Raw genomic sequence first — 13,583 nt, forward strand, 5'->3', positions numbered from 1 at the left:
TGGCGGGCTTTAAAGTCCTTAGCTTACAGCTACGGTTACCCAAGTTTCTGTGGGCGTAAATGTTCCACTTCCAGAGATTTTTTCAGCCCCTTCGTCTTCATGTTTTCCCGTGCTATCTATATAGGTACCCGGCGTTGTTATCGTAAACTCGGCTTCAAACTCCTGTCCTGCTAGGATCAAGATACCAGCACTGTCTACATCAGGCATGTCTTCACTCGCTTGTTGATCATCTTTTAGTTTTTTGATGCTGAGTGTGCCTTGCCCCGCCAGAAAAAGTCCGCGATTATAGCCAACATCTAGGATAGCTGATGCTTCATCGCCTAACACACACACCTGTTTGTTGTTGATGCTTGCGTGCCCCTTCCCACTAATAGAAATATTTGTTTCTCCTATTAGTGTTATGCCACTAAACGATGCTTTGTTATACACAACGTCATCCCCACTGACGATGACATTCCCGCTCATTCCAGTAACCCTTGACCATCAAACATGTCCATAGAAGCTTGCCATTGATGCACCAACTCGCTGTTACTGAGCCGGTACTGTAACAAGACATTCAGCTTTGAGGCTGAGCCACTGTCAGGTTGAACGCTAATATCGATGATCTCTACACGGCGTTCATATCGTAGCACCGACTCGTAAATCATAGCTTCCATATCAGAGATGAGTACGCTGTCAATGTTGGCAAACAGGCGTGAGTGCAAGTCGCTGCCATAAGTATCAAACATCACCCGCTCACCCGATAGCGTCTGAAATAGGATAGACAAACTTTGATTGACATCCTCTTCAAGTGAAGCTGTCATTGTTACGCCTTTATCTAGTGTAAATTCTGGTGGGAAAGCCCAACCAAGGGTTAAATTATTATCCATACTTGCCTCTGCTTATTCCGTCAAATTAATTGTGGGACCTTTAACAGTGATTGTACCGTCACTACCGTCACTATTAATGCCAACAGACTTCGTTCCGGTGATATTTGTTGTACCGTCACTGTTAATGACAACAGAGTCGGTACTCTTAATTGTCACTGCTTTATTCGCCTGATCCAGCTCGATAGTTTGCGAGCCTGACGTAAACGCAAGCGTTTGTTGTTGTGAATTAAGCAACATACTTAATTCGTCCTCTCCTGATTTAATTTTCCAGCCTTTTTCGGTGTGTTCTGCAGGTTTTATTGCTGCGGGATTTTGCGGATTGTGCAACGCACCTATAATAACCGGGTAGCATGGGTCACTTTCAATAAAATTGAGCACGACTTCGTCTCCCGGCTCAGGGTAACAATACAGGCCAGCTTGTTTGCTGGCATAAGGCATGGCAAACCGGGCCCAGAGCTGGTTTTGCTGTTGATCAGGGCCGAGTGCGTGGAGATGCACGCGTATTCGATCCAAGCCTAGCGGATCATCTTTTTTATATTTAGCCACCGTCGCCATATGCATACCACTGATTGACGGTAACGGGGTTAACGGTTCGGCAAGGCCAAGGCTACCTATGGTGATAGTTGTAGTCCACTCCGATGGCATAACGTTATGCACCACCGAGGTAATGATAGCGGTACCATCAAGCTCGTCACCAAAACCGAAAAAAGCAATACTTTGCCCTGGCCTATACTGTGTTGTTCCCGCTAGCTCGAATTCACCTTGTGCCTGCGCCAAGTAAAAATTAACGAGCTTACTGTCAGCCCACGCTTTTATTTCACGGCTATCTTTAGGCGTACTGAAATGGCTCGACCAACTTTTCTTATTTAATGCCCGTTTTCCGCTGACCTCTAACGCTTGGCTACCCAGCGGCGAAGCTGCGGCTTTTTGAGGCTGCATCTTTTGTTTTTTAATATCCCATGAGGAAATGTCTAGCCCCTTAGGTTGATCTAAAGCGGTGAATGTCCAAGTGCCACTTTGCACTCCAACCCCATCTTTGTCGGCAAACAACCTATGGTCGGGTTCAGACTTAAGCTCAGGGGCAATAATCTCAACCTTATCTGGGTGAGCAACCAGCCAGGCACCATTTGTATCTAGGCAACTGCGGATAAAATGCCAGTCACTGCAACGAAATTGCACTTTTTGTTCATGAGTCACTCGACGCATTTGTGTCTTTATTTTCTTTGCATACTTGACCGGGCCGCGACACAATTTCGAGATAATCTGTTGATCATTGTGTTTAAAAAAGACCTGAGAATGGCTTAGGTTGTCTACACGGCTCAAGGTATGATGTACTGTGAGGCTTAATACCCTATCGCCCTTGCTGATCGCTAAAGAATAGCTAGTAATGATGCCTTTAAACAACAATTCATCGTTTTCAGCTTTAACTTCAACTTTCACACCTGTTTTACACTCCGCAACCTCAGCGGCCTCTTCAGATCGACCTTGCCAGCCCCCTGGTATTGACAGCTGTAATTCTGCACTAGGGACCCCGTTGACTTGCAGCTTACTTGTCATGCGCATCAGCTTATGTTTTTGCAACTGTTTTCCTGCAACATACACCTTGATAGAATTCGGAGCGTTACTCTGAGACTTATCTGTGCCTTGCATGACTGACGGCTGTACGCCTCCTTTAATGTCTTCACTTTTCTTATATTTAGGGTCTTCAATCAGTGTCAGTGTAACCTCAGCCCTCAAAGGTGTGCCATCTCGGTCTAAATCTGTATAATTGACTAAAAATGTTTGAACTCTACAACAATATGATGCCCCCATGTCCATGAATAGCCTGCCCCAACTCACTGATAAATAGTTAGGTGCGCCTGATTTTTTACCATAGCACAAAGACCTTATTTGCTTAATTTGATCTGCAACTGAATTTTTATTGCCTGGCATCTTAGCATCACAAATCATGATTACCTTCAGCTCACCAGCTGACTGATGAAAAGTATTAGACTTAGACTCACTGCAAAAATCATCGGTGTGATATATATTATGGTGGGAAAGAGTCAGGGTATCGGGGTTGAACATAACAGGGAGTTCATCCACATAATCTTTCAACTGCCGCTCCTGCTCACTGTACGCGGTAAGTTTAAGTTTCGAGAGCATTTTATTTTGGCCTAACATTATTTAACCTCTGTGATTTAGCAGCCGTCCACCCATCTTATTTATCATTCTGTGCCAGCGACAGATTTTTATACGAACACAGGAGTGGATAATTGATTATGGAGGGGGAGGTGATCTTGGCGTAACCGATCACAGATGACGCCCTTGAGCTTGTTGCAAAGTAAGGCTAGTGTCTTCGACCAGAGCCAGGTGTACCTCAGCCCTCAAAGGGCTGCCGTCTCGGTCAAAAGAAGTGAATATGACAGTACAACCTTTTACCCTGCCCCTGTAATCGCGGAGATCTCCCTCCCCCATGGAAAGCTTACCCCAACTGACGGATAGATAGAGCGGTTCACCTGTCTCGTCGTCAGGTGAGCATAGCGATTTCAGTTGCCTAAGCCGCTCACCCAGAGGGATAGTATTACCCGGCATTCTGGCATCAAATATCAAAACCAAACTAAGGTCACTGGGGCCAGTACTGCTGTATTTGTTAATCTTATCTTGCTGATTAAACACTTTATTCGTATGATACTCTGTATAATAAGACAAAGATAACGAGTCTGGATTATACATAGCTTCGATGCTGGTAACCCACGGCTTTCGTCGCTCTTGGTCTGTATACCCTTGAATTGTCAGCTTAGCTAAAGTCTGCATCTGTTGCCGCTCCTCATCTCTTCTTTAATCAGCTTACGGATCATATTCTGCCAACGTTGCTCGTCCTGCTTAATTTGGGTAACACTTTTTACTGGAGACACATCAGTAACACGAGCCTGGATCACTAACTCCCTGATCTCAATCGTCATGCCTTTATCCCCGGCATCATGCGCATATTTTGGTAACGCAATTCTAAACGGTTGATTAAGATTGCATTAGAATTTGCATCCAAATCCCCTGACTGCCAGCTCACGGGCAACGCATTGTTGATGAACCAGCTTGTCACTGGAACATTACTATTATCAAGCAGCATAATTATTACATTCAAATATGATGGATATTCACCACAAAACTGACGCTCAAATTGTAAAGTCAAGGGAGTTGGGGTCATCACCCCTCGCTCCAACACCAAAGAGCCATGTTCGATTTTACCGGCCAAATGATAATTGCGCATATTTTCGCCACCTTCATTTATCGAGGTGGTTTTTAGCGTACGACTAAGCCCGGATATCTTCTGGAAGGATATGTCGACTGGACTTGGGATGCATGGATATTTTACTGATATTGCTGGGCCCATTCTTCTAGATGTCCTTGGAATACCAGGAATAGCTGGAATGGGTAACTCTCCAAACATGAAACAGGTCGCAAATCGGTGAGATACCGAGGGAGAAAAAGCAATATCGTTGACAGAGTTTATCGTATCTGTCACTGGATTATTAAATGAGGGTATAAATGACACTTGAAACCTCTACAGGTGAAATACAAAAGATGTTACTCAGCGAGCAATCTCTCAATATTTAATTTGGCTAAGTACTTAACGCAACATCGCAACCTTGATAAGCAAACTCATTGGGCGAATACCAAGCTAAATTCAATAAATTCTGCGGGCGCTAAGGGGGATAACTTAATCGTCATAAGCATACGCCCAGCTAAGATATCCTCTTGAGTCATCGTCTCTCCTAACCCCAGAGAAATTTGAAATGCATCATCCTCAATATCTCCGGCTAATGCTCCTTGATACCAAAGCTCATATAACCAGTTATTGACCAGCCCTTTCAACTTATACCAGGTCAGCTCATTATTAGGTTCATACACAAACTGTTGACCCAAAAGACCCAGCTGTTGCTCGCAATAAGAGAGCAAACGTCGAGTTTGCACATACCGTGAGACGAGTTGTGTTGACTTGGATAAAGTGCGGCACCCCCAAATTTTAGTGCCTCGTCCGGGAAAATCACGAATGAGGTTCACCGCAATTTCACAGGGTTGATCAATAAAACCGTAATGAGACCGAGTAGGGTTATTCACCTGTGCCAGTGTCACATTGGCTGGTGCGCACCACAGGCCTTTACCTTGGTCGACTTTTTGAATCGCCGCTATAACCGCGGCCGAGGGCGGCACGACAATATTCGTCGCTTCAGTACCTGGATTAGCAGCTGCATAAGTATCTGGGTAATGTGTTTCCAGATGTGGCCAATAGGCAGCACCATAATTATCGCCGGGTATCTCTGCGTTCAATAACTCTTTCTGTGCAATGATGGGCGTATCAGGCGTATCTAAGATAGCGAACAAGCCTGAGCGTACCTGACATACAGCAAGCAAGTGCTTCCAGGCTAACAGGTGATCCGCAAGCGTTTCCAGTTTGATAATATCAGGAAAGGCCAATAAGCTAATGCTGTCCTCCGCTTCAACTTTAGCGATTAACGGCGTGAACTTATCTTGGATAGCTAACCAGCCACCCTTTACTTCGCTTCCGAGTGAGAAAACAAAACCACTTTGGCCACCATTGTCAAAATAATGTTTGATTGAATAGTAAAATTTAGAATATTGCTCCGTCGGTAACAGATCGTTAAAAAACCTGATCCTAAAGTCCTCAAACGAGGTGATTTCCACTAGGTCTTGATGATCATCACTCTCTGTATAGCCAATAAATAGCGGCACAGCGGTTTGTGGAGCTTCTCGCGAAATGATGCTTGAGTGATTAATGCTCACTCCTGGCTGTTGATTTAGCACATTATACCTCCTGTTATTCACAACTGAGGGAGTAAATACGAGGCCGGCTCAGCCAGCCTCGTATTTACATTCAAACTTACTGAGCAACATCCTGAGTAAATTGCAGGATAATGAACTCAGCAGGGCGGACCGCCGCCATACCTACTTTAACGATCATCTTACCTTGCTTGATGTCATCCATGTCCATGGTGATACCTTTGCCCACCTGAACAAAGAATGCCTCTTCTGGCTTAGTGCCCATCAATGCACCATTTTTCCATAACTTGGTCAGATAGCTGGTGACAGAAGCGCGCACAGCTTCCCAGGTCGGTTGGCTATTAGGCTCAAACATTGCCACTTTCATTGCGTCCTTGATGTCTTTCTCGGCGCTGCTGAATAGACGACGTACCGGCACATAACGCCATTGGTCAGAATCATCACGAGTACGTGCGCCCCAAATGGTGGTAGGTCCATTATTGAATTGACGGATCATATTCAGTGCCCTGCCATCCCCTTGGGTAAAAGCGCCTTGTAGCGTATCTGTGACTTTATACTTAGGCGTCACACCGGCTAAGGTCATATTAGCTGGTGCTTTCCATACCCCGACAGTATTGTCATTTTTACAATATGCACCGGCGATAGCCGCGCTCGGCGGAATATCGTCAACGGTCCAATCCGCTTGTAACCAAGGATAATACACTGCGGTATACGCTGAGCCGCCATAACCTGAAACAGAGGTTCCAATCGTCAATTCAGCTGCTTCATTAGGACCATCATAAATCGCAAACAGGTTGCTACCGAGTCCCGTAAGAGTATTAACAGCATCTGAGAAATCAGAAGTCTCGACACCTGCTTGCACCAACAAGGTGATGTCATCATGCTTTGGCACTTCAGTTAGTAACGAGTCTACAGGGATCAAGTAACAAGTACCGCCGCCGTTGTTAAAATAGACGCGCATGCAGTTATCAACGTCTGTAATCGATGCAGGATAAACATGTACTTTATGTGTAACCTGTAGAGGTAGACCGTCTTGTGAAAACACCACCACGTGATCCGCAGGATTATTTAAATTTGAAACAACACTATACTGAACGCTATCCGCAGTCACAAGAGTCTCGTGCGATGCACGAGGCACCGGTTCGCCGTTCATAAAAAATTCGGCAGTCAGGTCAGCACTCACGGATAAACCACACAAAAACGGCTGGCTTACATTCAGCCCCAGCGCTTTCAGACTCAACATAGCACTTGTTGACCCTGCGCTAATATTCACATCTGCATCAGGGTCTATGTTGATTTTTTGATAATCCATATAGCTATCAAGACGTTTAGCCTTATCGCTACCAAAGCCAATTGCAGCTCCCGTCTTAACGGCAAAAGCTGGTATCGCGGTGTTACTGTGTGATACAGACAGGCTCAGGCGGTTTTGCTCTTCAATATAAACACCTGGGTAAGTTGTTGTTGTTGTCATGTTAAATCCTTAATTAAAATTAGTGAGCGATAAAAGTAACGCGATCAGCAGTCAGGGAAATTTCCTGTACCGCGATGTCATTACTTGTGGCATCAAAAGAAGGCGCGGTCAGGCCTGTAGGGAAAGCATTAACCACGCTCCAGGAAGCCAGCAACTCGCTACCGGTTTCATCCGTCAAACTGATCATCAGGTCACGTTTTTCAACCGCATTCAGACTGATAGTGCTCAACCAGTCATGCAAGGCATTTTTTCCCTTAAATACGCCTTTAGACAGAGTGATATTGCTCACTTGCAGTTGACCCGGCATGCGAAAAATACCGCCGGTGCCGTCTTTATATTCAATTGACTCGTATTTAATATCCAAACCGGAGACCGATTTAAAAGACACTTTTTCATCCCCCAAAGACACGACAAAACGATAAGTTGGGATCGGATATTCTGCGGCAATAGTGTCGGCAGTTGTAGTAGACATAAAGTCTCCTTAGTTAACAGTAATAAAAAATTGATATAACCCTTTGAAGGTTCTTTCGATGAGAATCCACAGGGATAATGCGTCAACAAGACACAAATCCGCCTCGATTGTCAGCAAAGTTATCAGCAGTGAAAGTTATAAACAGAAAAGCGCTAAACCGAATGGTTAGCGGTATCACAATGACTTGCCGCCAGATTTTTACACTAGGTAAAAAGCAGAAGCTAAAGTCAAAAGTCAAAAGTCAAAAGTCAAAAGTGGACTTTAAACTTAAAGAGATAGTTAAGTTTAAAGGAGCTGGCAGCCTTAAAGCCAAAAATTGAATCGACTCATATCAGCCTTATGCTATAAAAAATAATTTAGCTCCCCAAGTGAAAGAAAAGCTACATAACGACCTAAAAACATCAAAAGACCCGATGACTTTACATTTCAACAAAGCCTCGGATCGAGCACCGAGCGAATGCCCAGCTCTCTTAAATCTTCCGCACAAAAATTCAAGACAGATCCGCGTACCACACACCATTTTTAGTCCTAACCCCGATCTTCACAGGTCCTCTCCCAAGGTTACCTTCGGGGTCATTGAATTGTAATTCACCATAGTTCTGCTTATACACCCATGAACCTCCATGTACCCCAAATCCTATACCGTATACGTCCACCGCTGACAACGCCGTCCAATCATTTGCGAGAGCATATCCCTTTAAACCCTCTACTATGACTACCCATCTGGAGAAATTCGAATGCGGAAGACGGTAAGCTCTCACTGTGTACAACGGTTTCGGAAGATTGTTAGAATGATAAACATATGCTATTCCGGTCCTTATATTACTCTCACGAAACGACTCTAAAACACGGGAATTAACCCATTCTTCATTAATGCCTATGCGGGCAGGGACTGAGCCGCTAGCCGCTACATGCTTCAAGCCAGTGCCAGCAAGTTTCTCTACGTTGAGGCCAACCCCGCCAGTATTCACATCCAGAGCGTTGCGGGTATCCTCCCAGCGGTTGATTTTGATGCTAGCTGCATCCGTACCCTCGACAGCCGCCAAGCCAGTGCCAGCAAGTTTCTCTACGTTGACGGCAACCCCGTAATCATTCACCTCCAGAGCGTTGCGGGTATCCTCCCAGTTGTTGATTTTGATGTTAGCACCGCCGTGCGATGCATCCGTACCCTCGACAGCCGCCAAGCCAGTGCCAGCAAGTGTCTGTACGTTGACGGCAACCCCGCCGGCTTCCACCTCCAGAGCGTTGCGGGAATCCTCCAAGCGTTCGAGTTGGATGTGGGCAGCGACTTGAGTTTGACTGTTAGCCTCGACATGCTTCAAGCCAGCGCCAGCAAGTTTCTCTACGTTGAGGCCAACCCCGCCGGCTTCCACCTCCAGAGCGTTGAGGACATTGTCATCACGCTTTAATTGGAGTGCGCCGGAGGTCGCCTCCAGGTCTAAGCCAATACCGGGCCCATTCCCCTGCTCTCCCATGGCGAGGTATCCTTTATCTGCCATGTTGATGAGTTCATTGAAATTCATTTCAGTTGGGACCTGTCCGGCCGCGAACGCTGTTTTTAGGCTTCCTGCTAAATCTGAACTTGGGTTCGCTGCAGATTTGATTTTACTGGTGATAGGCTTTGTCATGATAGTTGTTATCCTGTCGCTTTATTATACAAATCAGTGATTTTTAGCTTGCACAAAAGCGTTATTAAGCTTTTATGCAATTGTCATTGAGTACTGCTAAACTTTTCGCGTTAAAGAGCTACCGAGTTTTTGAGCCGCGGGCCAACAGCACTCTTTTATGCCCCCAAAGACATAACAAGTCGGGACCGGATATTCTGCGGCAATATCCTCGGCAGCTGTAGTAGACATAAAAGTCTCCTTAGTTAACAGTAATAAAAGATTGATATAACCCATTGAAGATTCTTTCGATGAAAATCCACAGCAATAATGCGTCAGCAAGGCTCAAATCCGCCTCGATTGCCAGCAAAGTCATCAACAGTGAAAGTTATAAACAGAAAAGCGCTAAACCTAATGGTTAGCGGTATAGCAATGTCTTGCCCCAGCTTTTTACACTAGGTAAGAAGTAGAAGTTAAAGTCAAAATTGGACTTTAACCTTAATGTGATATTTAAGCTCAAAGGAGTGAATAAGGGTGATTAATCCAACCAGTAATTACGCTATGTGCTGTCAGGCTTACTTGAGCTACACGACCCCGCTTCCCCTGTTGCCCCCGACAAACCCCCTAATCGCCCACTCGACACGAGAGAGTGAGTGAGGATTAAGCTTGTCTTGTTTGCTTAATTTTGGATTCTTGGTTTGCGATTGAGAACAAAGACGAGTATCTGAATGGAAATGCCCCCCACGCTTATAGCTAACTAACACGTTCTGCTCGCCTTGACGCACTTTTTTTATATCGGACATACAACCTCATGTGTAAATTCATTTAAAAATAAGCACAACAAACAAGTGTGCTTATCATTTAAAAAAATTCGTACTAAGCAAACAATGGCCACTTAGTGCCATAGCTTGCTTAGATTTCTTGCCGTTATTACTGCACAGCAAGATCACAGGTTCTAGTCTGGTAAAGAACGCGGCACTACTTGGCCTGCTACATTTTTATAAAAGTAGCCAAAAAATAACTCTAATGACGCTAGCTAAACTGAACTGATAATGGCAATTAACCTCTTGAACTTGGTCACGATGCACAATAAAAACTGACATCAACACACCAACAACAATTACCAGTAAAGAACTAAGAAACACTAGATGCGAGAATTATAATGCTAAACGGTAATTTAGCAACCCCTTTTATTGAAAAAATAAAAAACACTCAAGAATGACTAGTAGTCAAAATAGCGAACCAAACACAAATAACAATAAAAACCAACAAGTTGAAACAACCATCGAGCGACATAAGTAAAGTGATAAATTTATTTACCCATGATTACTTGGTAAAATTAATCTCCTAATATCCCTCTAGGCCACCATTAAAATATGCACAAAAAATAACGTAATGAAAGGGCGAAACGACAAAAGATAACAACAACGCACTGAATTAACGAGACTTAATTTAGTTTTACATCCCTAATCTCACTATTCAAGTTAACGACGTTCGCGTGAATAATGTCCCTCTATCAATCACTAGAGCAATCACTAAAACAACCCAAATTAAGAAATAAACCGCTAAAGAGAGATAAACCGCTAAGAAAAGCATTCAAATAATAAATACAAAAGGATGAAACTAAGTACTAGAAGGTTCTGCTACATCTTTAATCTTCAGAAGTACTCTTCGTACAGACCAGAGAAAATAAAGCTAAAAGTCTGGGCTCGGGAAGCTCGTAGACCGAATATCAGCTCTGCGGGTGTGAGAAGCCTTGCCAAAGTAGTGATGATTAAAAGTACACCGCGAAGCCGTTAACAGGTAGGCAAGTTAATGACACACCTAGAGCTAGTCAGCTGTCAGCTCCCTAGGCATATCTATAAAAGAGCTAACCGGGAGCATATAGGTATACAAGTAACCTTTATGGACTAATGATCGCTGGACTTATTTGGCCGTAAGGTCATGTGTCTGCCATGTTATTTTCACCTGTCAGCCACTAAGGTATCAAGTGGCTGATACACTTGAGGTTAAATTTCAACCAAACGACATCTAGATCTCATATAAAGGGTTAAACCCTTACTCTAAATCACATTTTTGAAACTTATCCAGCATATAATCCCCTTCACGCCTTCAGTGATATCACAAGAAGTATCACCTTGGTCACATGGGACAAATCTCATTTAGTGAGTCTGTCTCGGGGTCTTAAATAAAATGAGAATGATGGATATGTTTAATAAAAAAACGTTAGCAGTGGTTATCGCATCGACACTTGGATTAGCCGCTTGTAGTAACTCAGATGATGACATGATCACTTCCGCGCAGGTTGATCTTCGCATCCTAGAAACAAGCGACCTTCACACCAATATCATGGACTTTAACTACTACAGTGGTCAGGAAGACAAGACCATTGGACTCGCCCGAACAGCCTCGCTTATTACAGCTGCAGGAAATGAGAGCGAAAATTTCGTGCTCGTCGATAACGGTGACCTTCTTCAAGGTAGCCCTATGGGTGATTATGTTGCCGACCAGTTTAAGAAAGACTTAGGCATTGCTGCAGGTGAAACACACCCAGCCTATAAGGCGATGAATACATTAGATTACGTCGTTGGTAATATCGGTAATCACGAGTTTAACTACGGCCTAGACTTCTTAGAGCAAGCCATCTCAGGCGCCAACTTCCCCTATATTAATGCCAACATTTATTGTGACGCATATGATTGCTGGAACGAGCTGCAACGCGGCGATAACCTATTTACCCCATACCTTATTCAAGAGAAAGAGGTTGTCGATATCAATGGCAACAAACATACCATCAAGATAGGTTACATAGGTTTTGTACCACCTCAAGTATTACAGTGGGATAAGCAACATCTTGAAGGCAAAGTCAGAGCCGATGACATCATAAAAACCGCAGAGAAATTTGTTCCTCAGATGAAAGCTGAAGGCGCAGATGTGATTATCGCCATTCCACACTCTGGCATAGGCTCTCCTGAAAACCCAGGCGAAATCGAAGCAGAAAATGCCACCTACGCATTAAGTCTGGTTGATGGAATCGACGCCATCGTGTTCGGCCACAGCCATTCAGTCTTCCCCAGCGAAAATTTTGGCGGTATCGAGAATATCGATATCGACAAAGGAACCATCAACGGTGTTGCAGCGGTAATGCCCGGACGTTGGGGCGATAACTTAGGCGTTATCGATCTAAAACTTGAGCTTAAAGAAGGCAAGTGGTCAGTGATGGGCTCTCAGTCTGAAGCCAGACCGATTGCCTGGACCGATGACAATGGCGACAATGCCTACGTTGAAGCCGATCAATCTATCCGTGATGCGGTTGAACAGGAGCATCTAGGTACACTGGAGTTTGTTGACCAACCTATCGGTGTTGGCTCGGCGAACATGTATAGCTTCCTGACCTTAGTACAAGATGATCCGAGTGTTCAGATAGTCTCAGATGCGCAGCTCAATAAGGTTAAGCAGCAGATAGCGAGTATCCCGGCATTGAAAGACATTCCAGTGCTTTCCGCTGCGGCGCCATTTAAAGCCGGCGGACGCCATGAGGTCCCAAGTGATGCCGATCAGTACGTGCAAGTCGATAAAGGCGAGCTAACCTACAAGAACGCCGCCGACCTTTACCTTTATCCAAATACTATGGTTGCGGTAAAACTTAATGGTGCCGAGCTAAAAGACTGGTTAGAGTGTAGTGCCAATCAATTCAATCAGATTGATATCAGCTCTACAGCGCCGCAAAACCTGATCAACTGGGATACCCACAGAACCTATAATTTCGATGTGATTGATGGCGTGACTTATCAAATTGATGTGTCTGAGCCATCAAAATTTGATAATGACTGTGCCGTTATCGAAGGCAATGAAACGGCAGAACGCATCACAGGTCTTAGCTTTGAAGATGAACAAGGCCTTGTTCATACCGGCGAAGAACTAGCCGCGATGGAATTTATTGTCGCCACCAATAACTACCGTGCTTTCGGTGGTAAGTTTGCTGGAACCGGTCCTGACCATGTGGTACTAGAACTGCCTGATGAAAACCGGGATGTGCTGGCTCAGTACATTACCGCTCAAACTGCAGAGCATGGGGTGGTCAAGACAGAAGCCGACCATAACTGGAGCTTTAAGACGCTTGATACCGCTACAGCATTAGATGTTCGTTTCTAGACTCAAGACACGGAGAAAGCAGCGACTTTCATCAATGAAACTAAACAGCGCACTATGACAAAAGTAGATGTCGATGAACTTGGTTTCGCGGTTTATCAAATTGATTTAACATCAGATCCTGTCGCTAAGTAATTTCTATAATTGACAGTAAAGGCTCCCTAAGGTTAATGCTGGTAAGTTAAGCTTACTGGCATTTTTTAATTCTGGCATACCTCTCTGGCTACGCTTGA

Annotated in this window: 12 protein-coding genes and 1 pseudogene; 1 reads left to right on the forward strand and 12 read right to left on the reverse strand. The window is 44.5% G+C overall.

The features are described 5' to 3' along the window. Window positions 1-18: 18 nt before the first annotated feature. The 12 genes from sps_RS07260 to sps_RS28055 all read right to left on the reverse strand — a co-directional run bounded on the left by sps_RS07260 (window position 19) and on the right by sps_RS28055 (window position 10,001). A complete protein-coding gene (locus sps_RS07260; RefSeq protein ID WP_077751928.1) occupies window positions 19-465 on the reverse strand; it encodes a hypothetical protein in 447 nt (148 codons plus the stop codon). Beyond that, complete coding sequence (locus tag sps_RS07265; RefSeq protein ID WP_077751929.1) at window positions 462-869, reverse strand: GPW/gp25 family protein; 408 nt, start codon at window positions 867-869, stop codon at window positions 462-464. The genes sps_RS07260 and sps_RS07265 overlap by 4 nt, the downstream gene beginning before the upstream one ends. A gap of 12 nt (window positions 870-881) precedes the next feature. Then, window positions 882-3,032 (reverse strand): CIS tube protein, encoded by a 2,151-nt coding sequence (locus sps_RS07270; RefSeq protein ID WP_077751930.1) that lies wholly within the window; start codon window positions 3,030-3,032, stop codon window positions 882-884. Between the two features lie 129 nt (window positions 3,033-3,161). Next, window positions 3,162-3,665: a CIS tube protein gene (locus tag sps_RS07275; protein ID WP_077751931.1), complete on the reverse strand. Its 504-nt coding sequence runs from the start codon at window positions 3,663-3,665 to the stop codon at window positions 3,162-3,164. Beyond that, on the reverse strand, window positions 3,653-3,814 hold the full coding sequence (locus tag sps_RS28445; protein ID WP_169915701.1) for a DUF5908 family protein: 162 nt from the start codon (window positions 3,812-3,814) through the stop codon (window positions 3,653-3,655). The genes sps_RS07275 and sps_RS28445 overlap by 13 nt, the downstream gene beginning before the upstream one ends. Continuing rightward, a complete protein-coding gene (locus sps_RS07280) occupies window positions 3,811-4,299 on the reverse strand; it encodes a phage tail protein (protein ID WP_077755582.1) in 489 nt (162 codons plus the stop codon). The genes sps_RS28445 and sps_RS07280 overlap by 4 nt, the downstream gene beginning before the upstream one ends. Window positions 4,300-4,511: 212 nt before the next feature. Continuing rightward, the gene (locus sps_RS07285; RefSeq protein ID WP_169915703.1) at window positions 4,512-5,675 is read right to left on the reverse strand and encodes a phage tail sheath family protein; all 1,164 of its coding nucleotides are present in this window, start codon (window positions 5,673-5,675) and stop codon (window positions 4,512-4,514) included. 76 nt (window positions 5,676-5,751) lie between these two features. Beyond that, window positions 5,752-7,122 carry a phage tail sheath family protein gene (locus tag sps_RS07290; protein WP_218919636.1) on the reverse strand — a complete coding sequence of 457 codons (1,371 nt, stop codon included), beginning with the start codon at window positions 7,120-7,122 and terminating at the stop codon, window positions 5,752-5,754. A gap of 19 nt (window positions 7,123-7,141) precedes the next feature. Further along, window positions 7,142-7,594, reverse strand: a complete 453-nt coding sequence (locus sps_RS07295) for a phage tail protein (protein ID WP_077751933.1) — start codon at window positions 7,592-7,594, stop codon at window positions 7,142-7,144. Between the two features lie 491 nt (window positions 7,595-8,085). Beyond that, window positions 8,086-9,222: a hypothetical protein gene (locus sps_RS07305; RefSeq protein WP_077751935.1), complete on the reverse strand. Its 1,137-nt coding sequence runs from the start codon at window positions 9,220-9,222 to the stop codon at window positions 8,086-8,088. Window positions 9,223-9,318: 96 nt separating this feature from the next. Further along, the gene (locus tag sps_RS29065) at window positions 9,319-9,450 is read right to left on the reverse strand and encodes a hypothetical protein (RefSeq protein WP_257788643.1); all 132 of its coding nucleotides are present in this window, start codon (window positions 9,448-9,450) and stop codon (window positions 9,319-9,321) included. 332 nt (window positions 9,451-9,782) lie between these two features. Then, window positions 9,783-10,001, reverse strand: coding sequence for a hypothetical protein (locus sps_RS28055; protein ID WP_149027237.1), 219 nt, complete (start codon window positions 9,999-10,001; stop codon window positions 9,783-9,785). 1,405 nt (window positions 10,002-11,406) lie between these two features. On the opposite strand from sps_RS28055, the pseudogene sps_RS07310 reads away from it, so the two are divergent. Next, window positions 11,407-13,485 (forward strand): annotated as a pseudogene (locus sps_RS07310) (bifunctional 2',3'-cyclic-nucleotide 2'-phosphodiesterase/3'-nucleotidase). Window positions 13,486-13,583 lie beyond the last annotated feature (98 nt).

The sequence above is a fragment of the Shewanella psychrophila genome, assembly GCF_002005305.1.
In the GTDB taxonomy this organism is placed as follows: domain Bacteria; phylum Pseudomonadota; class Gammaproteobacteria; order Enterobacterales; family Shewanellaceae; genus Shewanella; species Shewanella psychrophila.

Excerpts from the sequence above, each read along its gene's own strand:
- sps_RS07295 (WP_077751933.1), bottom strand. The coding sequence starts at position 7,594 with ATGTCTACTACAACTGCCGACACTATTGCCGCAGAATATCCGATCCCA.
- sps_RS28055 (WP_149027237.1), bottom strand. The coding sequence starts at position 10,001 with ATGTCCGATATAAAAAAAGTGCGTCAAGGCGAGCAGAACGTGTTAGTT.
- sps_RS07305 (WP_077751935.1), bottom strand. The coding sequence starts at position 9,222 with ATGACAAAGCCTATCACCAGTAAAATCAAATCTGCAGCGAACCCAAGT.
- sps_RS07280 (WP_077755582.1), bottom strand. The coding sequence starts at position 4,299 with ATGTTTGGAGAGTTACCCATTCCAGCTATTCCTGGTATTCCAAGGACA.
- sps_RS28445 (WP_169915701.1), bottom strand. The coding sequence starts at position 3,814 with ATGACGATTGAGATCAGGGAGTTAGTGATCCAGGCTCGTGTTACTGAT.
- sps_RS29065 (WP_257788643.1), bottom strand. The coding sequence starts at position 9,450 with ATGTCTACTACAGCTGCCGAGGATATTGCCGCAGAATATCCGGTCCCG.
- sps_RS07265 (WP_077751929.1), bottom strand. The coding sequence starts at position 869 with ATGGATAATAATTTAACCCTTGGTTGGGCTTTCCCACCAGAATTTACA.
- sps_RS07290 (WP_218919636.1), bottom strand. The coding sequence starts at position 7,122 with ATGACAACAACAACAACTTACCCAGGTGTTTATATTGAAGAGCAAAAC.
- sps_RS07260 (WP_077751928.1), bottom strand. The coding sequence starts at position 465 with ATGAGCGGGAATGTCATCGTCAGTGGGGATGACGTTGTGTATAACAAA.
- sps_RS07270 (WP_077751930.1), bottom strand. The coding sequence starts at position 3,032 with ATGTTAGGCCAAAATAAAATGCTCTCGAAACTTAAACTTACCGCGTAC.
- sps_RS07275 (WP_077751931.1), bottom strand. The coding sequence starts at position 3,665 with ATGCAGACTTTAGCTAAGCTGACAATTCAAGGGTATACAGACCAAGAG.